The sequence below is a fragment of the Mycolicibacterium canariasense genome (genome assembly GCF_002101555.1).
In the GTDB taxonomy this organism is placed as follows: domain Bacteria; phylum Actinomycetota; class Actinomycetes; order Mycobacteriales; family Mycobacteriaceae; genus Mycobacterium; species Mycobacterium canariasense.
On record NZ_LQOL01000074.1, the window covers coordinates 76,319 to 99,588 of the forward strand.

The 23,270-nt window shown below is 66.0% G+C and carries 22 protein-coding genes, 1 tRNA gene and 1 pseudogene; 4 read left to right on the top strand and 20 right to left on the bottom strand.

Annotation, left to right across the window (positions count from 1 at the left end):
• Positions 1-13: 13 nt before the first annotated feature.
• From AWB94_RS25570 to AWB94_RS25630, 13 genes are all read right to left on the bottom strand, one after another.
• Positions 14-1,321, bottom strand: coding sequence for a glycosyltransferase (locus AWB94_RS25570; protein ID WP_062658336.1), 1,308 nt, complete (start codon positions 1,319-1,321; stop codon positions 14-16).
• Between the two features lie 10 nt (positions 1,322-1,331).
• The gene (locus tag AWB94_RS25575; RefSeq protein WP_062658363.1) at positions 1,332-1,940 is read right to left on the bottom strand and encodes a TetR/AcrR family transcriptional regulator; all 609 of its coding nucleotides are present in this window, start codon (positions 1,938-1,940) and stop codon (positions 1,332-1,334) included.
• Positions 1,941-2,045: 105 nt separating this feature from the next.
• Entirely contained in the window at positions 2,046-2,792 is a 747-nt protein-coding gene (locus tag AWB94_RS25580) for an alpha/beta fold hydrolase (protein ID WP_062658337.1), read from the bottom strand.
• 23 nt (positions 2,793-2,815) lie between these two features.
• A complete protein-coding gene (locus AWB94_RS25585; protein WP_064961348.1) occupies positions 2,816-4,255 on the bottom strand; it encodes a hypothetical protein in 1,440 nt (479 codons plus the stop codon).
• Positions 4,252-5,805 (bottom strand): S53 family peptidase, encoded by a 1,554-nt coding sequence (locus tag AWB94_RS25590; RefSeq protein ID WP_062658364.1) that lies wholly within the window; start codon positions 5,803-5,805, stop codon positions 4,252-4,254. The genes AWB94_RS25585 and AWB94_RS25590 overlap by 4 nt, the downstream gene beginning before the upstream one ends.
• A gap of 51 nt (positions 5,806-5,856) precedes the next feature.
• Positions 5,857-6,174: a hypothetical protein gene (locus tag AWB94_RS25595; protein WP_062658338.1), complete on the bottom strand. Its 318-nt coding sequence runs from the start codon at positions 6,172-6,174 to the stop codon at positions 5,857-5,859.
• A gap of 8 nt (positions 6,175-6,182) precedes the next feature.
• The gene (locus AWB94_RS25600; protein WP_084395338.1) at positions 6,183-6,479 is read right to left on the bottom strand and encodes a hypothetical protein; all 297 of its coding nucleotides are present in this window, start codon (positions 6,477-6,479) and stop codon (positions 6,183-6,185) included.
• Between the two features lie 89 nt (positions 6,480-6,568).
• Complete coding sequence (locus tag AWB94_RS25605; protein ID WP_062658339.1) at positions 6,569-8,071, bottom strand: PE-PPE domain-containing protein; 1,503 nt, start codon at positions 8,069-8,071, stop codon at positions 6,569-6,571.
• A gap of 119 nt (positions 8,072-8,190) precedes the next feature.
• Complete coding sequence (locus AWB94_RS25610) at positions 8,191-10,179, bottom strand: acyltransferase family protein (protein WP_062658340.1); 1,989 nt, start codon at positions 10,177-10,179, stop codon at positions 8,191-8,193.
• Between the two features lie 8 nt (positions 10,180-10,187).
• Complete coding sequence (locus tag AWB94_RS25615) at positions 10,188-10,958, bottom strand: amino acid ABC transporter ATP-binding protein (RefSeq protein WP_024450240.1); 771 nt, start codon at positions 10,956-10,958, stop codon at positions 10,188-10,190.
• Entirely contained in the window at positions 10,955-12,364 is a 1,410-nt protein-coding gene (locus AWB94_RS25620) for an amino acid ABC transporter substrate-binding protein/permease (RefSeq protein WP_062658341.1), read from the bottom strand. Before AWB94_RS25620 ends, AWB94_RS25615 begins: the two co-directional genes overlap by 4 nt.
• A gap of 122 nt (positions 12,365-12,486) precedes the next feature.
• A complete protein-coding gene (locus AWB94_RS25625; RefSeq protein ID WP_165605364.1) occupies positions 12,487-13,584 on the bottom strand; it encodes a GGDEF domain-containing protein in 1,098 nt (365 codons plus the stop codon).
• A gap of 217 nt (positions 13,585-13,801) precedes the next feature.
• The gene (locus tag AWB94_RS25630) at positions 13,802-14,161 is read right to left on the bottom strand and encodes an Rv2640c family ArsR-like transcriptional regulator (RefSeq protein ID WP_062658343.1); all 360 of its coding nucleotides are present in this window, start codon (positions 14,159-14,161) and stop codon (positions 13,802-13,804) included.
• Between the two features lie 94 nt (positions 14,162-14,255).
• Between AWB94_RS25630 and AWB94_RS25635 the strand changes: the two genes are divergently transcribed.
• The 4 genes from AWB94_RS25635 to AWB94_RS25650 all read left to right on the top strand — a co-directional run bounded on the left by AWB94_RS25635 (position 14,256) and on the right by AWB94_RS25650 (position 16,634).
• Positions 14,256-14,672: an ArsI/CadI family heavy metal resistance metalloenzyme gene (locus AWB94_RS25635; RefSeq protein ID WP_062658344.1), complete on the top strand. Its 417-nt coding sequence runs from the start codon at positions 14,256-14,258 to the stop codon at positions 14,670-14,672.
• Positions 14,673-14,912: 240 nt separating this feature from the next.
• Positions 14,913-15,209: a hypothetical protein gene (locus AWB94_RS25640; RefSeq protein WP_062658345.1), complete on the top strand. Its 297-nt coding sequence runs from the start codon at positions 14,913-14,915 to the stop codon at positions 15,207-15,209.
• A gap of 89 nt (positions 15,210-15,298) precedes the next feature.
• The gene (locus AWB94_RS25645) at positions 15,299-15,718 is read left to right on the top strand and encodes a hypothetical protein (RefSeq protein WP_062658346.1); all 420 of its coding nucleotides are present in this window, start codon (positions 15,299-15,301) and stop codon (positions 15,716-15,718) included.
• A gap of 406 nt (positions 15,719-16,124) precedes the next feature.
• Positions 16,125-16,634: a hypothetical protein gene (locus AWB94_RS25650; RefSeq protein WP_131805364.1), complete on the top strand. Its 510-nt coding sequence runs from the start codon at positions 16,125-16,127 to the stop codon at positions 16,632-16,634.
• A gap of 156 nt (positions 16,635-16,790) precedes the next feature.
• Here the strand turns inward: AWB94_RS25650 and AWB94_RS25655 are convergent.
• The 7 genes and pseudogenes from AWB94_RS25655 to AWB94_RS25680 all read right to left on the bottom strand — a co-directional run bounded on the left by AWB94_RS25655 (position 16,791) and on the right by AWB94_RS25680 (position 22,726).
• Positions 16,791-16,864, bottom strand: a tRNA-Leu gene (locus AWB94_RS25655).
• A gap of 8 nt (positions 16,865-16,872) precedes the next feature.
• Complete coding sequence (locus AWB94_RS25660) at positions 16,873-17,472, bottom strand: tyrosine-type recombinase/integrase (protein ID WP_084395341.1); 600 nt, start codon at positions 17,470-17,472, stop codon at positions 16,873-16,875.
• Positions 17,453-18,871 (bottom strand): hypothetical protein, encoded by a 1,419-nt coding sequence (locus tag AWB94_RS34745; RefSeq protein WP_131805365.1) that lies wholly within the window; start codon positions 18,869-18,871, stop codon positions 17,453-17,455. The genes AWB94_RS25660 and AWB94_RS34745 overlap by 20 nt, the downstream gene beginning before the upstream one ends.
• Positions 18,871-18,993, bottom strand: coding sequence for a hypothetical protein (locus AWB94_RS36145; protein ID WP_264021141.1), 123 nt, complete (start codon positions 18,991-18,993; stop codon positions 18,871-18,873). Before AWB94_RS36145 ends, AWB94_RS34745 begins: the two co-directional genes overlap by 1 nt.
• A gap of 1,196 nt (positions 18,994-20,189) precedes the next feature.
• A pseudogene (locus AWB94_RS25670) lies at positions 20,190-20,747 on the bottom strand (recombinase family protein); the annotation flags it as partial.
• A gap of 62 nt (positions 20,748-20,809) precedes the next feature.
• Positions 20,810-22,017 (bottom strand): IS3 family transposase gene (locus AWB94_RS25675; RefSeq protein WP_234811883.1). Its coding sequence is split into 2 segments (ribosomal slippage): positions 20,810-21,789 and positions 21,789-22,017, totalling 1,209 coding nucleotides; the frame shifts between segments, so codons are not numbered across the junction.
• Between the two features lie 232 nt (positions 22,018-22,249).
• Positions 22,250-22,726 carry a hypothetical protein gene (locus tag AWB94_RS25680; protein WP_062658350.1) on the bottom strand — a complete coding sequence of 159 codons (477 nt, stop codon included), beginning with the start codon at positions 22,724-22,726 and terminating at the stop codon, positions 22,250-22,252.
• Positions 22,727-23,270 lie beyond the last annotated feature (544 nt).

Consider the following 23,270-nt stretch of genomic DNA (forward strand, 5'->3'; position numbering starts at 1 on the left):
TTCGTATCGCCCGTCAGGAAGCTGGGCGAGATTGCAGGCCGACTCGTTCGATGGCGTCGGCACCGACCCGCAGACCGTCGCGCGCCCTGATCGCCGCGCCGATGCCGTCCAACCGGGCACGCAGGTCGGCGTCGGCCAGCAGTCGCTCGACCGCTGCGGTGAGGTCCTGGTCGGCGAAACCGTAGGTGTCCAACCGGATCCCGAAGCCGAGTTCGTCGATCCGCTGCGCGTTCTCGTACTGATCCCAGAACAGTGGCAGCACGACGAGCGGTTTGCCGAAGTGCAGTGTCTCGGTGACGGTGTTGTTGCCGCCATGGGAGATCACCAGGTCGACCTGCGGGATGATCTTGGTCTGCGGCAGCATCTGTGCACCGACCATGTTGTCCGCCAGCATGATTCGCTCTGCCTGCGGCCCCATGCTGACGATGTAGCGGTGCCGGGTGGTGCCCAGCACGTCGACCAGGCGCTGCATCAGCTCCACATCGGCCCCGCCGAGCGAGCCCAGCGAGAGGTAGATCAGCGCACTATCGTCGGGCCGGTCGGCGACCGCGGCGGGCAGCACATATTCCTGGTCGGTTTCGCGCACGCTGGAGTCCATCCGGACCCAGGTGCTGTCCAACGGCCGGGCCTGCAGGTAGTCAGCCTCGGCCGGGTAGACGTACAAGTTGGCGGCGTTGTCGCGCGGCATGAACTCCAGGTCTGGCAGGGGGGCCGCGCCGTGGGCCTGCACCCACGCGTTGAACTCCGACCACATGGCGCGGTGGGTGCGATCGTATTCGGCGCGGTACGCGTCCCAAAGGGAGCGGTCCGCGCTGGGCAGACCGGAAAATGGCGGGGGGACATCGGGTCCCGAGATCTCCAGCGGGCTGCAGGACACGATCCGGACGAACGGGACACCCGCCGAGGCCAGCGCCGGGAAGAGCACGACGTTGTCCTCGACGATGACGTCCGGACGATGAGTGGCGATGATCTGGCGCAGGCGCGGCTCGCAGTACTTGGCGCCGTCGATCAGCGCCTGATAGGTCGGCTGGATGAACGTCTGCAGCTGCTCGACCGTCGGTTTGCGGAATTCGGGGGCGGTCTCGGCGATGAAGTCGGTCCAGAACTTTCCCGGATCGTCGTCCTCGGCGCCGGCCGCCGGTTCGGCGAGATCCACGAGTTCTTCGACGAAGCCGAACGGGGCGAGCTTTCCCGCCCATGAGCTTTCGGCGGCGAACACGATCCGGTGGCCCCGGTCGCGCAGCACGGCGGCCAGGCCGATGCACTGGTTCGTCGGTCCGTAGGCCGACTCCGGCCAGAACATGATGGTCAATGCGGTCATGGGCAGCCCTTCACGCTCGGCCGGGTCGGGGAAGCGGGTGGCCGGTCGCCACCCGCGCGTAATCGAGGATCAGTTCGGTCGCGGTTTCGGCGTCCAGGCTCGGGTGCCGTGCCACCATGCGGTACCCGTAGGCGTCCTCCAGCGCGACGATATTGCGCGCGATGGTCAGCGACGCCGAGGTGAGCGAGAAGATACCTTGTGCGGCACCGGTTTCCAGAATCACCTGGTACATCGCCACCTGCCGGTCGTACAGCGACGTGAGCATCACGGCGTAGGCGGGAAAGCGGGCGGCGGCACCGCCGAGGGCACACATCAGTTTGACTGCGGGATCGTCGGAGTCGACGGGCAGCCCGGACTCGATCGTGATGACGAGTTTGCGGTCGGGCTCGGTGACACCTTCGATGGCGCGCAGCCGAGCATCGTAGAAGCGTTCCACGCCGGCCTGGTTGGCCTCGATCAGCAGGGTCTGGATGTCCGGGAAGTGGTACAGCACCGCCCCGGAGGTCAGCCCGACCTCGGCGGCCACTTGTTTGAGTTGCACGTCGACGCCGTGCTTCATCACCGCGGTCTGCGCGGCGCGCAGCAGCTTGTCACGACGTTCGGCGCGGCTGACGGACACCCGCCCCATGCTGTCAGGATCGGAGCCGCCGCGCATCCATTTCCTGAATGTCGATGCAGTTTTTATCCGGTTTTTACATTTGCGCTGGCATTTTAGGTGTCAGATCTACTGAAGAGACTCCCAGAATCGGGCCAGGGCGGCGGCGCCGCGCTCTGGATCCTGCACCATCCACCAGTGCCCCAGTCCGTCGAGCAGCTCGGTCCGGGCACCCGCCCGGTCGGCCGCCCGGCGACGGATTTCCTCCGAGCCGGTGTAGTGGTCCTCGGTGGCGAGCAGGCACAGTCCCGGCCGGGCGGCCGCGTTGCCCAACTGCCGGCCGGCTTCGGCCAGCACCGGCGCCGGGACGGAGCGGTACAGCGCGAGGATGGCCCGGCCCATGTCCGGGCCGAGCCCGACGGCGATCTCGGCGGCCACCGGCGCGGTGATGCCGAGTGCGGTCAGCCGCTCGGCGCGCTCCGGCACGGTCCCGCCGACCAGCGCGTCGACGAACTGTTCACCGGCACCGGGGGTCTGCCAGATCTGGGCCGCCTCGTGCCAGACGTACTCGGGGTCGAACACCCCGATGATGTCGGTGGCCCAGCTGCGCACCAATTCGGGCCGGTGCATCATCGCGTTCACCACGTGGTTGCCGCCCCAGTCATGGCCTACCAGATCGATCGGGCCGTCGATGCGGGCCAGTTCGCCTTCCAGCCAGTCGCGGTAGTCCAGGTAGGTGGCGGCCCAGCCGTCGGGCAGTGGTGCGCCGAATCCCGGCGGGGACAGCCGGATCACGTCATCGCGGCCCAGCGCCTCGACCAGCGGGCCCCACAGCGCGTCGGTCTCCGGATTGCCGTGTACCAGAACCACCGTCATGAGCCCATCTTGGCACCGCGGTGTCAGCGTGGCGGGTCGCCGCGCCACCTGAAGCTGTTCACGTACTTGCCGACGTCCATCGCCAGTTGCAGGTTGGCTCCCGAGGGGTGCCCGATACCGAACGACGGGCTGAATTCGTGGTAGGGCCCGACCGCGGCGGCCACCAACGCGAAGTCGTTCTTGACCGCGACCATCACCATGATGCGCAGCCGGGTGTAGGTGCCGGTGGAATCCTGCGGGTAGTCGTCGGCGTACACCCCGTAGCCGGGTTGGTAACCGACTGCGGCATGGGGTATCTCATAGTCGACGGTGGCGTTCGGGTAGCTGCGGGCGATCAGCTCCTCGGTGATCGCCTGTGGTGTGCGCCCGTTGGCCGGCTCACCGAACAGTTCCACCGTGCCGGTGTCGCCGGCGACGAAGTCCAGGGTGACGCCGTCCGGGTTGAGCACCGCTCGATAGGCGGTGCCCGGGCCGGGATAGGACACCGAGAAGGATCCGTCCGCGGCGGTGAAGCGGGGGTTGATCGCCACCGGTGTGCCGAGCGGTGGCTGTCCGCAATCCGGCGGGCACCGGTAGTTGGGGATTTCGGGGGTGATCACCAGGGACACGGCCGACGCGATGGCCGCGGCGATGACGACACCCACGCCGACGGGCAGCAGCACGGCCACCTCTTGCGGCACATCTGCCGCCTGGTCGCCTGAGCCCGCTCGTAACACGGTGCGCATCGCCAGCACCGCCAGGGCCGCCAGGCCCAGATGCGCAACCACCTGCACGCCCTGCGCCAACGGAGCGGCCTCCACCAAGCCCAGACATCCGTACAACACCAGCGCCACAACCACACTGGCGGCCAGCGCCACCGCGCGCCGGCGTTGCGAACCCAGCGCCGCCCCCACCATGGCGCCCACCGCCGCGGCCAGCACCGGAACGGCCACACCCTGGATCACCGCCTCGGCGAGCAGACCGGCGACCGGTCGCTCGCGCGTCGACACCCCGGTCGCCAGCTGTGGGGCCAGCCTGATCAGCGTGGTCACCGCGGTGAAACTGGCCGCACCGAGCGCCCCGAACATCAAGCCCGTCAACGGGTCCCGGACCGACCGGTAGGCGAGCACGGCAGGCACCAACATGACCAGCGCCCCACCGACCGAAACGAGCAGACCGTCCCGGACGGTGTGATCGACCGTGACGCCCGACCCCAGCGCAACGTCGTACGCCTCGGCCACGATATCGCCGGTGACCAGCGACCAAGCCAGGCCCAGCAGTGCGCCGGCCACGGCGACCACCGCCACCGTCCGGGCTGATCGGACGCGGCCGCGAAGATAACTGGCCAGCACCAGGGGGATTCCGACCGCGGCGGCACCGATCATCGGCGCCTGCCAGCGCAACACCGCCAGGGCCACCAGCACACCCGCCACGAACAGCAACGCCACCCACAGCGGGACGCGCCGCGCCGGCGTAGGTGTCATCGCCGCGCCGCGCCGGTCTGCACGGCCAGCAGATCGCGTACCAGGTTGTCGACATTGGGGCTGCCCAGGCCGGTCACCAGGTCGTAGCCCGGGGTCGAGACGTCCACCGCGTTGGCGCCGAGGCTGACGTCGCGGAAGCCGGGCGACCGGGCACCCGAAGCCACTTGGTACAGAAGCGGATTCAGGTCGCCGCCGAGGAGGCGTCCGCCGTGGGCTTGCAGGTACTGGTTCATCAGCACCGTCAGCGCAGCCCAGATAGGTGCTGCCTGCGAGGTGCCGGCGCCGATACGCGGCTGGCCGTCCAGCACGATGCGCACACCGGTGAACGGATCGGCGAGCGCGGCCACATCGGGGACCAATCGTTGATTTTCGTATCGGTTCGCCCGAATCGAAGCCTGGAAGGCGGGGCGGGGAAACAACTTCGAGACACCGCCGCTGCTGCCCAGCGACATCGGCACGTCGACCCAGGCTTGTTCGGCCAACCATTGGCCCTGCGCGTCGGTGGACAGCGTGGTGCCACCGACGGAGGTCACCTCGGGCAGCGAGGCGACGGCGTCGAGCCCGATATCGTCGGGCCCCGGTGGCCCGGACCAATCCGCGCCGCCCTTGCATTCCAGGCCGCCGTTGTCGCCGCTCGCGTCGAACACCGCGGTGCCGGTTCGTTGTGCGGTCACCAGGGCGGTACGCACCGGAGCCAGGTCGGCGGCAGCAGGCAACCGATCGCAGCCCCACCCGATCGACAGGCTCCATACCGCTCCGGGAAACTGTTGTGCCGTCTCCTCGAACAGCCGCCCGACCTTCTCGTAGCCGCCGTCGCCCTCCACGGTGGGCCGCGCGTTGACCACGACCAGTTGTGCGTCGGGCGCGATGGCGTGTGCCACTTGAAGATCCATGGTGGTCTCGGCGCCCGGCGGCCCGGGCTGCCCACCCACCACCACCGGGGTGAACCGGGGCAGTGCCGAGCTGTCGGCGAAGGTGTCGAGATCGCTCTGCGCGAAGCCGTCGAAACCGAAGATCACGATGGTGGCGCCGGCCCCGGTGAATCCGGCCGCCGCGAGCGGGTGCGCGTTGTAGGCGGTCAGCAAGGCGTCCGGGCCCAGGCCCTGGCGCGGCACGTCCAACGGCAGCACGTCGGGCCGCGCCATGTGGTGCGGGGTGTAGCCCAGGATGCGGCCGGCATCGGTGACCGACCGGGACAGCTCGTCGGGCACCGCCGGCTGCCGCGGCGACGCGTAGAACACCTGCCCCCGGCGGCCGCGATAATCGTGCACCGGGACGCCGAAAGCTCGTGCCACCCCCGTGGCTTCGCCTTCGACGACGGCCCAGTCGTCCCCCGGCCGCCAGCGCACCCGCAAACCTCGAGCCCGCGACCATCCGATCAATTCCTCGGGGCGGCGCGCATCGGCCAGGCTGACGGTCAGCCGGACGTCACGTCCGCGTGACTCCCCGAGATCGGTCGAGGCCGCCAACAGCCGCGCATACGGACCGGAGATGACGGCCGGCGCCGGAGCGGGCAGCGTCGAAAGATCCGCCGCCAGCAGCGTTCCCATCGCCACCAGCGCCCACAACCGGTGCCGACCGGTCAAGTCCACACGCTGAGATCAGGGAATGCCGTTGATTCCCGGATGCTGGCCACCCGGAACCGTCGGCGCAGGCGGGGCGACCACCGACGGGGTGAACAGGTTGCCACCGGTCGGGTCGATCGACTTCTGCGTCGGAGCCAGCGACTCCGACGGTGCCGCCGGCGCACTGGTCGTGGTCGCCTCGGTGGTCGTCGTGGTCGTCGTCGTCACCGACGTTGTGCTGGTGGGGCTTTCCTTGCCGCTGTTACCGCACGCCGCGGTCAGCCCGCCGAGCGCGATGACGGCGGCCGCTCCGGCGACAACGCCAAGCCGACGAGTGAGTGTGGGGGTTTCCATGGCGGTCCTCACGATCCGTGGCGATGCACGCCGGGGGGCTCGGTCGGTGCCGGCGGGGCCAGCACGCTGGGAGTGAACAGATTGCCACCGGTCGGGTCGATCGACTTCTGCGTCGGAGCCAGCGGCGCCGACGTGGTCGCGGGTGCGGTCGTCGTGGTGGTCGTCGTGGTCGTGGTCGTGGTGGTCGTGGAGGACGGCGCCTCCTGACCGCCCGAACCGCAAGCGGCCGTCAGGCCGCCCAACCCGATGAGGGCCACGCATCCGGCGGTCAACCCCAGACGACGAACAAGTTTCTCTGCAGCCATAGCATCCATCCCGTGCGGCGGTGCGGGTAGCACCGGACAACAAGGCCATCATCGTTGCACATCAGGGCCGGTCACACGGGCTTTACCGGTTATGCCGCCGCCTTGTCGGCGCCCGAATCTTCGCTGTGGTCATCGTCCTTCGCGGGCGTGTCCGGCTTGTGCGGGTCAGCCTCGGTCGCGGTGCCGTGTTTGCCGGTCACCGCCTGCGGGTTCGCCGCCACCGGAGTGGACCGGCTTGACCGCCCAGACCGATGGCCCTCGGCATCCGGCGCGGCAGTGTCGTCATCGGCACGGGCGGTGGCGGTGCGGGGCGCGGTCTCCGACGGTGCGGCGTCCGGCTCGGCGGTCGGGTGCGTCGGCTCGGCGGTGGCGGGTTTGTCGTTGTCGAGTTCGCCGGATTCCTGCTCGGGCTCGGGCGTATTCCTATGTTCTGCAGCGGTTTTGCCGGTGCTCGCAACGGCGGCGGCGGTCTTGGCCGCGGGTGCCGCGGGGGCGGTGGTGGGCGGTTTGTCCCAGGACGGGTTGAGCGCGTGCTGGATTCCCACGCCGACCGCGTCGAGCAACTGCCCAGGCAGAGCCAGCAGCCGCTGCGGGGTCGGCGAGAGCGACGCGGGGGTCGGCACCCCGGCCTTGATGGAGCGGTCATAACCGAGATCGACCAGCACCTTCAAGGCCGGTTCCACGAGATCGAGTAGCTGTTTGGGCACCCCGAGCATGCGCAACGGCACCAGCAGCGGCAGCCGGGGTGCCGCCAGCGTCACGTACGTGATGTTGCTGGCCGGGTCGGTGTAGTCGGGCACCACGCGGGGACCTTTCATGTCCGCTGGGTAGTAGTTGCCGTGTTGGGTGAAGAAGCCCACCAACGCGTTCAGGTCCGCGAGCACGTTGAGCGGGTAGTTGGGGAAATCCGAAACGGGGTCGTACTGCCAGCTGACATCCGTGACCTTGTACGGGGTATCGGTCGGTGTGGTGCCGTCGAACTTGACGTTGACGAACGGCACGAACAGCCCCGGGAAGCGGGCTGCGAGACCGCCGTTGGGCCGGTTCATGCTGGCCATCAACAGGAAGCTGAGTTGATCGGCATCGGGCGCCCCTATCGACCTCAGATACCGCATCTCGCGAACGACGACGTTGGCCCCGGACGAGTAGCCGACCACGGCCACCGGGTCGCCGGTCTGCAAGGCCGGATCGACCAGTGCCTGCAGGTTGGTCAGCCCGGCGCGTTGCGATTGCTCGTACCCGCTGGATCCATCCCAATTGGTGGTGAACGGGATCTGCGAAGGCCAGGCGACCGGTGTGAAGGCGTAACCGTAGTACGGCGAAGCGGGGTTGGCGGGATCGAGATAGCCCTGGCCCGCGACGCCGAGCGGTAGTCCGGTGGGGTTCACCGTGCCGGGCGGCAGCGGATTACCGCCCAGTTCCTGGATCATGCCGGCGCTGGTCGGGTTGCTGTTGCCGCCGATCGCCACGACGGTGCCGGCGAGCAATCGCACACCGGTTCCGATACTGGTCACCAATGCGACGACGACAGCGAAAATCGCGGCCGATCGGACAACCGACGACAGTACCCGCAGCGTGAAACCCCCGGACATGACAACCTCCCCCGTGACGATGCGTCTCTGCAGCTAGACGAATAATCAAAAGTTTCTACCACGTCAATATGGGAGTTGAGCGAAGATCCGACAATCGGAATCCGGACACGATTTTCCGGTTATGGCAAATTCTCAGCCGCGAGTGCCGTTTCGATGTCCGCGCCGACCACCCCGGCCAAGGCGCGGCTCATCGCGGTGGTGATGTGGTTGCCGTCGAAGTAGACCAGGGTGTCGCCGAGCAGGATCGCCGGGCACAGCGTCGCGTCGCACAGGTATCGGGTGTAATCCAGATCCCGCGCCTTTCCGGCGGCGACGACATCCAGTTCGGCGCGGCGCACCGCGTCGTCGAAAGCGGACGCCCGTGGGATGGCGCACCGCTGCGCGTCGTCGAGGAAGCGGCCCAAGCAGATTGGCCGCGACACATCGGCCGACGGGGTGTCGGCGATGATCGCCACCCGCGTCTGCGCTGGGAACCGTTCGATGGTGCGTGCCAGGCCGTCCCGCCAGGCAGCGCTGGTGATGTCGCGGTGTGCGGTGTAGTACCGCCCGTAGCTGCCGAGCAGGACCAGGGCCGGCTGCGCGGCAGCGATCGCGTCAAGGACGCCGTCACGCCACACGTCGCATTGCGGGTAGCGCCGTACGTGGATGGCTGCCGACGGGCAGCCGTCCTTGGTGTGGCTTTCCAGCCGGATGAGCCCGTTGTCCGCGAGGACAGCCAGCGCGGTATACCACTGCGCGGCATGGGAATCGCCGAACAGCACCACGAGCGGGGCGGCGGGGTCGGCGCCGGTGCGGCAACCGGCGGGATCCACCGAGGGGGTGTACCGGTGGCAGCCGTTGGTGTAGATGGCCGGGCGGTCCGCATGCGCGTGGGTGAGCGAGGGTGCCAGGTTGCTCGGTACATAGGGTGTGCCAACGGGTTTCGCGGTGAGGGCGGTATGCGGTGCGGGTTTCCCGGCGTCCAGGATCGGTGGGTTGTATGCCGCCGCGATGGCCAGCACCGCGGTGATGACGGCGACCATGCCGGTCGCCGCGACGCCGAGGGTCCGCCGCGGGCGCGCCGTGACGAGCCAGCGGGCACGCCGACCGGGCTGCTCGACGACGGTATAGAGCAGCCAGCCGGCCGGCAGGCACAGCGCCGCGATGCCCGCGCGCAGCCAAAGTGGCAGTGGTTCGGTGTATGCCGTTGCGGCGTAGGGAAGCGCCAGGGCGGGCCAGTGCACCAGATAGACCGAATACGAGATGTCCCCGATCCGGGTCAGCGGGCGCAGGCTCAACACGGCCGCCGGGCCGCCGCGGCCGGGTCCCGCTGCGATCAGCAGCGCGGTACCGGTAACCGGTAGGGCCGCGGCGTATCCGGGGAAATCGGTGCCGACGGAGAACAGTGCTCCGCTCGCGGCGATGGCCGCCAATCCGACCCAACCGACCGGCGCCACGAGCCGCGACGGCAGAAGGCGATCGCGGTTCAGGTGCGCCAACGCCACCAGGGCGCCCAGCCCGAATTCCCACACGCGCGGCGGCAGCCAGAAGAAGGCCTTGGGCAGGTCGGTCGCGGTGAGCCAGACGCAACCGGCGAACGACGCCGCGGTCACCACCCCGACGGCCGCGGCCATCCACCGACGGCGCAGTCGGAACACCGCCCATAACAGCAGCGGCCACACCAGATAGAACTGTTCTTCGAGGCCCAGCGACCAATAGTGCAGCAGCAGTGACGGCAGTTTCGGTGCCAGGTAGTCGGTTTCGATGTAGGCGAACCACATGTTCGGCAGGTACAGCGCCGCCGCCAAGGCGTCGTTCACCACGTACGGGAACTGCACCGGCGACACCCAGACCGCCGCGGCCACGACGGTCGCGAAGATCACGACGAAGGCGGCCGGCAGCAGGCGCCGAGCCCGTCGCGCATAGAACGCGCCGAAGCCGATGGTGCGACGGTCGCGCAGGTTTTCCAGCAGGTGCGAGCTGATGAGGAAGCCCGAGATGACGAAGAACACGTCCACGCCGACGTAGCCGCCGCCGAAACCGGGAATGTCGGCGTGGAAGAGCAGCACCAGCAGCACCGCGACTGCCCGAATGCCTTGGATGTCAAGGCGCTTCGGCCGGGTGCCCATCTGGGTTCTTACAGCACCTTGGAGAGGAACTCCTGTAGCCGCGGATGCTTGGGATTGTCGAACAGCTCGGCGGGCGGGGCGTCTTCCACGATGTTGCCGTCGCACATGAAGATCACCCGCGAGGCGACCTCCCTGGCGAAGCCCATCTCGTGGGTGACCACCACCATCGTCATACCGCCGACTGCCAACTCGCGCAGCACCTCCAGCACGTCACCGACCATCTCGGGATCCAGCGCGCTGGTGGCCTCGTCGAAAAGCATGATGGACGGGTTCATCGCCAACGCCCGCGCGATCGCCACGCGTTGCTTCTGCCCGCCGGACAGGGTGGCGGGTTTGACCTGAGCCTTCTCCGCCAGGCCGACCTGCGCCAGCAGCTCCATCGCCTTCTTCTCGGCGGCGGCCTTGTCCATCTTCTTGGTCAAAAGCGGTGCCAGCGTGACGTTGTCGATCACGGTCATGTGTGGGAACAGGTTGAAATGCTGGAACACCATGCCGATGTGCTGGCGGACCTTGTCCAGGTCCACCTTCGGGTCGGTCAGGTCGAAGTCGTCGACGACGACCTTGCCGCCGGAGATGTCCTCCAGCTTGTTCAGGCAGCGCAGGAAGGTGGACTTACCGGATCCCGAGGGCCCGATGACGCACACCACCTCGCCCTGCTTGATGGTGGTGTCGATGCCGTCGAGCACCACCAAGTCGCCGAACGACTTCTTCAGGCCCTCGATGCGGATCTTGACGGTCCCTGGTTCGGCGGCAGCGGCTTCGGGCACGAGTTCGGTCATTTGACGAGCCTCCTCTCCAGTCGGTCCGAAAGTTTGGTCAGGGCCATGATCACCACGAAGTAGATGATGCCGATGATCAGCCACATGGTGAACGACTGGTAGTTGCGGGCGATGATCAGCCGGCCGGTCTGGGTCAGCTCGGCGATACCGATCACCGACAGGATCGAGGTGTCCTTCAGGGTGATGACGAACTGGTTGACATACGACGGGATCATCGTCCTGATGGCTTGCGGCAAAATCACTCTGCGCATGGTCGGCAGGTACCCGATGCCCAGGCTGCGGGCCGCCTCCATCTGGCCCTTGTCCACCGATTGGATACCGCCACGCACGATCTCGGTCATGTAGGCGCCGGCGTTGAGTGACAGGGTGATGATGCCCGCGGTCAGCGCCGTCATGGTGAATCCGAGGGCCGACGGTATACCGAAGTAGATGAAGAACGCCTGCACCAGAAGCGGTGTGCCGCGGAAGATATCGACGTACGTGGTGCCGATGGCGCGCAGCCACACCGACCGCGACACCCGCAACAGACCGAAGACGATGCCGAGCACCAGGGCTATCGCGATCGAGACGACGGTCAGGATGATCGTCATCTTCAGGCCGCTCATCAGCACCGAGAAGGTGCTCTGCAGCAGACCGAAGAAGGAGTTGTCGGCCTCGGCGGCACCCTCACCGAGGTAGGTCTTGATGATCTCGTCGTAGCGGCCGGACTCTTTCAGGTGGTTCAGGCCGTCGTTGAACTTCTTGAGCAGCTCGGCGTTTTGGCCCTTGTTGACGGCGAACCCGTAGCTGGATCCCTTCTCCTTCGGGGTGACGGTCTTGAATCCGTTGCCCTGCTGGATGCCGTAGAGCAGCACCGGGTAGTCCTCGAAGACGGCCACCGAATTGCCGGTCTTCACCTCTTCGAACATCGAGGCCGAGTCGGCGAACGAGACGATCTGGAAGCCGTACTTGTCCTTGATGGACTCGGCGAACTCGGCGCCTTCTGTCCCGTTCTTGACGGCGACCCGCTTGCCCTTCAGATCGGCGTAGGACTTGACGTCCTCGTTGGTCTTGAGCACGGCCATCTGCACGCCGGACTCGAAATACGGTTCGGAGAAGTCGAATACCTTCTTGCGGGCGTCGGTGATGGACATGCCCGCGATGACACCGGCGGCCTGATTGGCCTGGACCGCTTGCAGTGCCGCGTCGAAGCCGAGCGGCTTGATGTCGACGGTGAAGTTCTGGTCCTTGGCGATCTCACGGATGAGATCCATGTCGATGCCGACGAAATTGCCTTGTGCATCTTGGAATTCGAACGGGGCGAAGGTGGTGTCGGTGGCGATGACGTAGTTCTCGCCGTCCGCTGCGGCGGTGCCGGACGACAGCATCACGCTCAGCGCTCCGACCAGCAGCGCGCTGATCAACAATGCCAATCGGTGCAGGACACCTCGTCGCCGACATGACCAACGCTTCATGCTGCGCCTCCCCTCATCCACGATGCGCGGAGGATAACGCTAGCGGGCGTCGTCGCTTCTTGTCACAGAACGGGTCATCGAGGCGTGCCGACCACCACCCGATTCCCCCCGCTGCGCTTGGCTTCGTACATGGCCAAGTCGGCGGCGCTGACCAGGTCGATGATCATGTCGGCCGGGGCGGGAGCGGCTTGCACATCACGGCGCGCGGCCATGGCGACGCCGATGCTGGCACTCACGTCGCCGAGCCGGGATGTGATGGCCTCGCAGAGCGGCGCGGCAATGACGGTGGCGTCGGCGGTCCAGGACATGGTCGCGAGGAGGAATTCCTCTCCCCCGGCCCGGCAGATCGCCGAGGCGGGCGGAGCGTGCTCACGCAGGATGTCGGCGACGTGCAGCAGCACCCGGTCGCCTTCGGCGTGGCCGAGGGTGTCGTTGATGCGCTTGAAATCGTCGAGGTCGACCATGATCGCGACGACGTACTCCGCGCCGTTTACCGGGTCGTTGATCAGCCGGCGTTCGACGGCGTCGAGGAATCCGCGCCGGTTGAGCAACCCCGTCAGGGCGTCGGTGTCGGAGCGGGTCGCGTACACGCTCATGGCCTTCGAGGTGCCGCGAATGGTGATGGGCGTCAGGGTGTTGAGCATGCTCAACAGCCAGACCGCGGCGATGGCGGTCTCGGCGTTGACCTCGTGTGCCAGTCGGTACACGGCGCAGCCGGAGGCCGCCAGACCCGCGACCATGTTCAGCAGCAGCGCCCGGTTGCTGTGGAAGAACGCGATGTATCCGCTGGTGATGGGCATGGCGGCGCAGGTGAGGGCCGCCAGGGCGGCACTGGGCTGCCCGACGCTCCACCCTACGATGCACGCGGTACAGAGCGAGACCGTGACGAGCGATTGACGGCGGGTGGGCCAGCGGGTGAGCCAGAACCACGTCATGACGCATGACAGGCAACACCCGACCAGCGCGATGATGCCGGCGAAGACGAGGGTGACCTCGTGGTAGGTGGGCACCACCAGCGCCAGCGGCGCCAGCATCGACGATGCGGAGACGATGGCCAGCATGACGCGCGCCGAGTGGGCCAACCCGCGGTGGCGTAGGAAGGCGGTGACGGCGTCGAACTGGTCGGGCTGGTCCAGCCAGTCCGCCAGCCGTGTTGTGCCGATACCGCGCATCATTCCAACCAAGGACCGATTGACACCTCGTGACGTGCGGGTTCGAGCGACATCGCACCAAGCGCGCCTGCGCCCGATTGGCGTGGCACGCAGCAGACCCGAACCCCCTGCACTACTGATAGAGGAACAGGGTAGTCAAATTTGCGCCAGCGTCAGCGGAATCGCATTTTCGGTAGCTCGATTTAGTTGCTGAAGCAACGAGTGAGGCTTGTGCTGCCTATGTGCAGCAGTTCGGGTCGAGCACGGCGCACAGCGCCGCCAGGGCGTCCCGGTGCGGGTGGTGGTACACGTTCATCCCCCGGCGTTCCGATTCGACGATGCCGGCCCGACGTAGCTGGGACAGATGGTGGCTGACGGTCGACTCGCTGAGTTCGACCGCGGCGGCCAGGTCCGAGCTGCACACTTCCCCGTCGGGCGAGCTGAACAGCAGCGACACCAGCTTGACGCGCACCGGGTCGGCCAGCGCCTTGAGCCGCAACGCAATACCGAGTGCCGCGTCGTCATCGAGCGGACCAGCAGCCACCGGAGCGCAACACACGGGAGCGGAGATGTCGAGAACCGGCAGGGCCTTGGGCATGGCACCGATGATGCCAGAGACATTGACATATGTCGAAGAGGTGGCATCATGGTGGGGACAAGTTCGATATATGTCTCACAGGTGGAGGTTAGCCATGTCCCGCGTACAACTTGCCCTCAATGTCGATGACCTCGACGTGGCGATCGAGTTCTACTCGAAGCTGTTCAACACCGCACCGGCGAAGGTGAAGCCGGGCTATGCCAACTTCGCCGTCGCCGAGCCGGCCCTGAAGCTGGTGTTGATCGAGAATCCCGGCAACGGCGGCACGCTCAACCATCTGGGCGTGGAGGTGGCGTCGAGCGACACCGTGCACCAGGAGATCGGCCGCCTCACCGATGCCGGCCTGTTCACCGAGGAGGAGATCGGCACGACGTGCTGCTTCGCCACCCAGGACAAGGTGTGGGTCAGCGGTCCCGGCGGTGAGAAGTGGGAGGTCTACACCGTGCTCGCCGACTCCGAAACCTTCGGCCCGGCGCCGCAGGCCGACGAGACGGCCACCTGCTGTCGGTGAGCCGGCGCCCCCGCCACTCACGACGTCTTCGACACGGCCCCACCCCGACGCAGTGCGCACGGCGGACTCAGCCGTTGTGCCACATGAGAATTCAAGGGGGATAGTCGCGAGCAAGGCTGCGTGCCGTTTCTGCGTACTCAGAATGCCGGCCGGTAGCAGATGGCGCGGCTGTCGGCCAATCGGAGGACATCCGAGCAAAGCACGCTAACCCTATTGACCCTGTAGTTAATATTGCCCGCTGTGACCAGGCTGGCCTTGCTCCTCTCCGGATTTCTCGCGGTTGTCGCGTTTTGCCCTGTTGCCGCAGCGAGTGCGTTCGGTGCACCGACTGCGCATCGGTTCGTCGGTGATGCACCCGCCAAGCAAAGCTCCGATTGCGATCCGAACTATTCGGGGTGTGTCCCGGTCGCCAGCGACGTCGACTGCGCCGGCGGCAGTGGCAACGGCCCCGAGTACGTCCAAGGTCCGATAAAGGTGATCGGTGACGACATCTACGACCTCGACCGCGATGGTGACGGGATCGCCTGCGACTCGTAGTAGCGCAGGCAGAAATCTGGTCTCCGGTTGAGGCTGGAAGGATTTCGGTGCGCCACCGGCGCGGCAACCGTGGCTAACGTTGAGCAGTGATGAGTGCCGCCGACCAGCCGCCCACCCACGAGGCGGCGGAAGCCGCTGGTGACGTCGTGGCGCCGACTGCGCCTCGGCACCCGCGCGGTGTCCGAATCGCTGACGTCACCGTGTTCGTCTTGCTGGTGTGCGTCCAGGCCGCTGGTGTCGGCGTCACGCTCTTGAGCGTGCTTGTGCTGCCGATGAGCATCGACAATTGTGCCTACCAGACCTGCGGTGACGAGAAGTGGATCAGCTACGCGATCTGGATGGCGCTGGCCTCGATGGCGCCGGCCGGTTTGTTCACCGGAATTGGCATTATTCAGCTGGTGCGCAACAGGATTGGGTTCTGGCTCGCGCTTGTCGGGGCTGTCGCTCAATGGTCGCTGATCTATGGAGCGTGGCGGATGGCGGCTTTGGCGGGTCCGGTAGTCGGCTGACGCGGTAATCCGATGCGCCCAGCGGCGACCGTCCACCCCAGCGTTCCAACCTCAGGACGTGCAACAGTCTGTTCAAGAGGTCGCGCAGACGAAACACACCGGTGCAGCGGATTCGGCCCGGCAGCCGGATAGGCGGTGAACACACGCGGACGGATCAAAATGATGGGATGAACTTGGTGCCGTCACCCATGTTTTGATGCCGGGACGACGGCATCCCGTAGCAGGTCGTCGAAGCCGCACCCAAAGGTGTTCCGGAATGCGGCACCGCATTGACGCGAGATGATATGCGTGACGCGGGGCCGCCCTTCGACATCATCGAGCAGTACCTGCCGCCCGACCCGAACGACCCCGCGAACCACGCCTGATGCGGGACTCACGGCCCAGCGAAGAAAGGCGCCAGCCCAAAATGCAGAAGTACGTATTAGCTTTCGACGGCGGCACGATGGCCATGGAACTGGGCAGGTTTGCCGACCTCGGCTACTTCTCTGGACCGCTCCACAAGATGAACGGCGACGATAAGTGGGCATTGAACCTGACCCGCCTGCCCGAAGGACTGAGGTATCAAGGCGCCCTCGACCAAGAGCTCGAGGCAACAGCCTTCATACAAGCTGGCGGCTCCGCCGACTGCATGACGATCGAGATCCGCCAACCGGGCGGGCATGAATGGGGCGTTGAATCCGTGTGGTCAGTTGTCGGGCATGCATCCGCAGACCGACAGGAGCGAGATGTTCCAATCAAGCTTCCTCGCAGCACTCAAATGATCAGCGAAGCTGAGGTTTTCGATGCGGACGAGGCCGCAGATCTCTTCTTTCAATATTACAAGACCGGCCAGCTGCCGGCCGGCTACGCGTTGCGCCCCCTACAAGGCTGGAAGGCGGATGGCACGCCAGTAGACCTACGGGGCAAGATCAGTTAAGCAGGGCCTGTAACTGCTCGCCTGATTACGAAGCATCCCAGTAAGAGCTCGATCGTGACAGCGTCGCCGGCCTGAAAGGCGCTGACGCAGAGGCCGAAGTGCGAGCATCTGCTCACGCGTTCGATGCCAAACCTGCCTCGACCTGAATGTTCCCGGTGCCCCCAGTCGGACTCGAACCGACACTTGGCGGATTTTAAGTCCGCTGCCTCTGCCAATTGGGCTATGGGGGCCTTGCAGCTCAGAGCATACTTTTGGCCGTTTCGGCCTTCCTCTGACGTCCTGGGTACCGCAGTGATACCGCAGTGCTGTCGATGGCCTTGCCCAGCGAATCAGCCACGCCGCTTAAATCGTCGTTGAGCAGGTGGCCATACCGGTCGAGCGTCATTGCGGCGGTCGCGTGCCCCAGGAGTCTCTGCACGACCTTGACGTTAGCGCCTGCGCTAATCGCCAGCGACGCCGTGGTGTGTCTTAGGCCGTGAGGTACCAGCCCTTCGATGCCGACGTCTGCACATGCGTTGTCGAATGCCCAGCGGTACTCACCTAGTGGCAGGAACCCGCCCTTCCGACTGGGAAACACCAGCGCGTTCGGGTCAACGGGTAACTCGGCGTCGAGCTTCTTCCAGACAGGTTCAGGCACAGGCACGTGACGATCCCGCTTCGTCTTGGTCGTCGACTCCACGATGCCCTTGCCGGTGACCGCGGTTGCGGACGAGCGCACCGTCAGCACCCGTTCCCCCACTTGCCGGCGCCGCAACGCGACGGCTTCGCCGAACCTCAGCCCGCAGTAGCCCAGGACCAGCGTCAGCGTCTCGAACCGATCAGCGGCCTTGGCCAGCATCAACAGCTCGGCATGACTCAGGTAGCGCCGGTGGAACGGCCGCGGCTGGCGGTCCCATCGAACCGGGCGACAGCATCATCGGTGCACCCGCACCGGTCCCCATCCCCGTCCCGGTGGGCGCGGCAGCAGGGACGGCCGGGGCCACCACACCGGGCTGCGCCGCGGCCGGCGAGATGCCCCCGCCAGGGGCGGCGGCGGCCGGTGTGGCATGCACACCACCGCCCGCTGACAGGGCCGGCGACGGACTCGCTGGAGCCGGCGGCAGCGCAGGCGGTATCCCACCGCCCATGCCCGCCGTCGCCGCCGCTCCCTGATTGAACGCAGACAACGGCGACACGGATGATCCCGCGCCCGTAGATAACCCCGGAACGCCGCCAGCAGTCGGCAATCCGCTTCCGGCGCCAGGCATTTGACCCAGACCGCTACTCAGCGGATTAGAGCCCGCCCCCGGCATACCGCCGCTTCCCAGACCACCGGGCATCTTCGGAATCCCGCCGCCGGGACCCAGCCCACCGCCGCCACTGCCCAACCCGCCCATCGACGGCGCACCGCCGCCGAGCAGCGAGGCCGCCGCTGGCCGCGGCGCAGGAGTCATCCCCGGCTGAGTGACCGGACTCGACGCCGCGAGTCCCTCATCGCCAACACCCGCTTTGCCCGTCCCCGCGTCGACGCCAGGGGACACCCCCGGTTGCGTGACGGAGGTACCGGCTTTGTCTGTTGACGCATCTGCTGTCGTTGGAGCGTCACTCCCCTCTTGAAGGGGCGTCCTCTTGGGGTTGTCTTCAGCGTCCTGACGCGGTGTCTTCTTAGGGTTATCTACTTGCTCGATTCCCGGTGACGGCTCATCCAGGGGTTGTACGGGTGGGCTGGCGGGGACGTCGCCCCATCTCGTCAAAAGGTCTAAGGCTCTGACGTTTTCGCTGCTCTTCTTGAACGACGCTTGCGCGGCCATCGCAGCCGTCACCCCCGCCTCGGTCTGATACCTGGCCATGCCGTGATACCGAGGCACGAGCGCTTCCGCTCCGCCGGGCAGCTTCGCGGCGGCGATCTTGGGATCGGCCTCCCGGATCAGCTGCTCCTGACCGGCACGCGTGTCACGCAACACGGTGGCGATGTCGGCGCACTTATTGGCCACCTTGTCGTGCCACTCGGCGATCGTCTTGGCCTCCTCGGCCAGCACCGCCCCGGCGCGGTGTGCCTCGTCGAAGCCCTGAGAATCGGCGGCATCGCGGAACGCCGCGTTGCCGGTGACGATCTTCTGGTGGATGCCGTCCCATGCCGTCGCGCCAGCCAGGTAGGCCTGCTCCTGGGCGTCCCAGTGCGAAGCATCGGGCGGTTCCATGTCCGGCTTGACGATCAGCCGCCCATACGAGCCCGCTAACCCTCCAGTGACAGGCATCAGGAGAGCCCGCATTTCTCGTCGATCACGTCGACGAGATCGTTGCCGCGCGTGATGGCCGCATTAGACGCATCCCAGTCCCTCACGTTGACTCCGTGCATGGCGTCTATCTGAGATGCCATCCAGTCCGAGAAAAATGACTGAATTCAGAAGATCCCTCCAAGGTGGACGACCCGGATGGCTCAGCACGCTCACTGCGCGCGTTGCACGCGATGCGCGCTTGCCGCGCGCGCAGAGCGCCTGACACGCACATTGCGTGTTGTGCTCGGGCGCCACGCATCGCTCCCTGCGCGTGTAGTGCTGAAGCGCCGGGTGTTCATGGGGGGGGCTCGCGGCATCGGCGGAAACGATCTCGGCGACGGCGCGGCCGACGTCAGCGATGCCCGTGGTCGCACCGGTCTGATGGAGGATGCAGTCGGCCAGCGGATAGAACCCGATGAGGGCGACTGCAGCGATGAGGACGGCCGCGGCCTGAATGCGCGACACGCCCGTCAGCCATGGGGATGTCGTGCAGCAAGCGAGTTACCACTGGCGGGAAATGCGCTCGTATAAAGATCCCAGGGGCATTGTTAAAGCCTGGTTGCTGGGCTGAGGCTAGGTATATGACGCCGTGCCTCAATGGTTGGAAAACGCACCGCCGTGCCAGAAAAGGGCCTCCGTCACGTGGCGTTTCACCACCGTGTCCACACTTTGGCCCAAGATAAGACCCGGCAGGCCACGTTGGTCTGCCTCGAGAAGAGGGAAGCTGGCCGACAGCACACACCTGGCCGGGTGTGTACCACGCTGATCGACCAGCTCCCGTGGCCCCCACTCAGAGCGCAAACAACGAGAAAGGACGTGATCAGTATGCCTTCTAATGCTGCTGACGAAAGTAACCCCGGCCGGAGTTATTGTGTAGTTCTGCAGGTAGCTTTTGCCCTGGTCTGTGCTGGAGTTACCGGCTGGTTGACTGATTGGCAGCTCGCCGTTCATATTCTGCTGGGCTTGATACGTGTGTTTACCAGCATTAACCGGGCCAAACCCCCAACGCCTGTGCGGTGCACCCAGTGCGGGCGCATCGGGTAAGCATCTACCGGGCCAGTCGACGTTCGAGCCGCACCACCTTGCTCGACGCGCTCGGCCAGTCCCCTGCTAGGGGGTGCAGCCCCTCAACATTGCCGCGGACTCGAATCCACTCGGCGGCAAGGGCTATGGCCTCGTCCCATTGCCGCTGCGGGTCGTCGTTGGGGTACCACATACTGTGGCTCGCCGCAGGCAGGTGCAGGGATGCAGCTCGGCGGTCACGATATGAACTCCGGATGTGGTTGCCGGTGGACGCGGACAAGTAGCGGTAGGCCGTGGCTCGGCTGATGCCGAACGCTTTGGCGAGTTCGTGAACGGGTTCACCGGTCTCGGCGAGCCGGCGGAGTTGCTGCTGTCGCTCAAGAGTCAGTTTGGCAGGTTTGGTGGCCGGTAGACGGCGCGCTCGCCTGGAGCCGCGGGAAGCTGCTCGGCGCTCACGGCCGAGTTCAACTTCAAGTTCGGCCAGGGTGGCCATGATGGCGGCTACCGCGCAGCCTGTCGGTGTGCCGGTATCTATGCCTTCACGTAGGGCGCGCTACAGGATTCGACGTTCGCCGAGTTCGGCGATGGTGCGGGTAATTTCGGCGACGGAACGCCCGAGACGATCGATGGCGGTGACGACCACGGTGTCGCCCTCGCGGGCGTAGTGCAGCAGGGTCGTCAGACCGGGCCGTTCGCTGTTTACTGCACCCGAGAGCTTGCCGGTGAAAACTTGGCCGGATTCGACACCCTGGGCAGCAAGTGCGGCCAGCTGTCCATCGAGGTCTTGGCCCGCCGCGGTGCTCACACGCGCATACCCGAGGATCGTTGTCACGCCATCACCGTCTCATCTAACCCCGACAGTGAAGATGAACCGCCCCGAGTTTGGTGCCGGCTTCATGTTTGAGACATCGCCGGCTGCGACGCCTGGAGTTGAGCGTAGTAGGCGGTCTCGTATTCGGCGGGTGGGACGTAGTCCAGGACGCTGTGCAGACGTCGGTTGTTGTACCAGTCGACCCATTCCATCGTCGGGTACTCGACGTCGTCGAGGGTTCGCAGCGTCCCGGGCCGAAACGGGCTACCCGCACCGATCGCTTCGGTTTTGAACAGCCCGATCGTGGTCTCGGCCAACGCGTTGTCGTAGGCATCCCCAACACTGCCGATCGACGCTGCGATCCCCTCCAGAACAAGGGTTTCCGCGAAGGCGATCGAGGTGTATTGCGACCCGGCATCGCTGTGATGGATCAGTCCCTCGGCCACCGTGTGGCCGTGGTGATCGCGCCGCCACAGCGCCATCTTCAGCGCGGTGATGACCATCGCGGTGTCCTTGGTCTGCGACACTTGCCAGCCCACGATGGCCCGAGAGAAGCAGTCGATCACCAGCGCCACGTACACGAACCCCGACCAGGTCGGTACGTAGGTGAAGTCGGTGACCCATTTGCGGTTAGGTGCTGCGGCGGTGAAGTCGCGGTCGAGCAGATCCGCTGCCCGCGCGGCATTCTTGTCCGGGATGGTGGTGCGGTGCCGCCGGCCGCGGGTGATCCCGGAAAGGCCCTCATCGCGCATCAGACGGTCCACTGTGCAAGCGGCGACCCGATGGCCTTCTCGGCGCAGATGAGCGGTCATCTTGCGCCGCCCGTACATGCCCTCGGGACTGCCGACGGTGGCCAACAACGCATCGGTTAGGTGCGCGTCGGAGAGGGTCCGCGCCGACGGTGGTGCGGTCTTCCAGGTGCGATACGTCCGTGGGGCGATCTGCAGCCCTTGCTCACGCAGGACCGTGCAGATCGACTCGACCCGGTAACCGGCCGCCCGCATCTGGTCGATGAAACCGCAGATCAGCGGTTGCGCGGGTCGAGCTCCCGCGCGAAGAAAATCGAGGCAGCCTTCAGAATCTCGTTGGCCTCTTTGAGATCCCGGTTCTCCCGCTCAAGTTCGCGGATGCGTTGCTGCTCAGCGGTTGTGACACCGGGCCGCTCGGCCGCGTCCACTTGGGCCTGCAGCACCCACCGGCGCAGCGACTCCTTTCCGACGCCGACCTTCGGGCCGATCGCCGCGCACGCGGCATACACCGACCGATACTCACCGAGGTGATCGAGCACCATCCTCACCGCACGCTAACGCTGCTCGACCGGGTAATGCTTGGCCATACTCGCCATCCTTCTCACAGAAGGAAGCGGCATCAAACCCGGGACGGTTCAAGATGTGAGACACGCGGTGTGAGACAAGAAATGAGACAGCTTGACCAGCGGCTACGCGGCGGGAAAGTAGTAGCCGGAGGGGCATCTCATTTCTCTAGATCTAAGTGAGACGTCGAGCTGATTGAAGTGTCGGTGCTCATGCGTTCTCGTTGCTTTTCTGTAGATCCTTCACGGTGCCGATGAACACGTCGGTGATCTCGGGTAGCCGGGATACCAAGTCCCACAGCGGCTTATCGGTCTCGTACCGCGCGGCGGCGTTCTCCTGGTCCCACTGCTGCTTCCAGGCTGTATGGCCGGGCAGGCTATCGGGGTCGGAGCTGTAGTCCAGCGGATCAAGCCCATAGGGATGCTTGGGCCGGATCATGTAGAAGCGTGCTAGCCGTCCGGTGTGGCGGTGGTGCGCCACCACATTGATCTTGAGCTCGCTCGGCATGTCGCTGCGCATCTGTACGCGGCCCAGAAGCTGCCACTCGTCCAGGTCTGGCACCTGTAGGCAGGTGCCCTCGGTCAGTGTGATGGCCATCCGTCCATCGGAGTGCACGTGCGCGATCACCTGGCCGGGGCTGCTGGGGCCGTACCCGGGGCGCAGTGGCGGGGTGGGCGTGATGCTCATGCGCGATCTCCTTCGGTTCGCCTCAGGGACGTTACTAACGCCTGATCCCGCTGTCTCGTGTCATTAGAGGCGAGACAAGCCCGGCGTGTCCCCTCCATGCAACTCCCGGTGTCGGGAGTAGTCCTGCCGACCGTCCTTCCGCAGCGGTAACCCCACCGTTGACGTACCTGCGTGATGCGCGTAATACTGTATGCACGTCGTGCGGTGCGGCGGTAGTAATCACATTGAAAGGAAATCTGAAATGGCCCAGAAGCAGAAGCCGAATTTTCGGTCGTACAGCCCCAAGAGGTCCGGCTCCCAGCAGCCGAAGCCTCAACAGCGCAACTTCCTGGGGGAGCCCATCCACTCGAAGAAGCAATCTGGGAGCGGGGGCAACAGCCGCAAGGTCCATGACACCAAGGGCCGCAACACCCAGGGACGCCGCAGCTGGTGACATCCGCTTTTCGGAGATCAAAAGTCGGGGTAGGTGTCGTCTGCCAGGAGGATGGGACCAGTGTGAGCTGATTTTGCCAGGGTGATGGGACCACCTGGATTGCCAGTTATG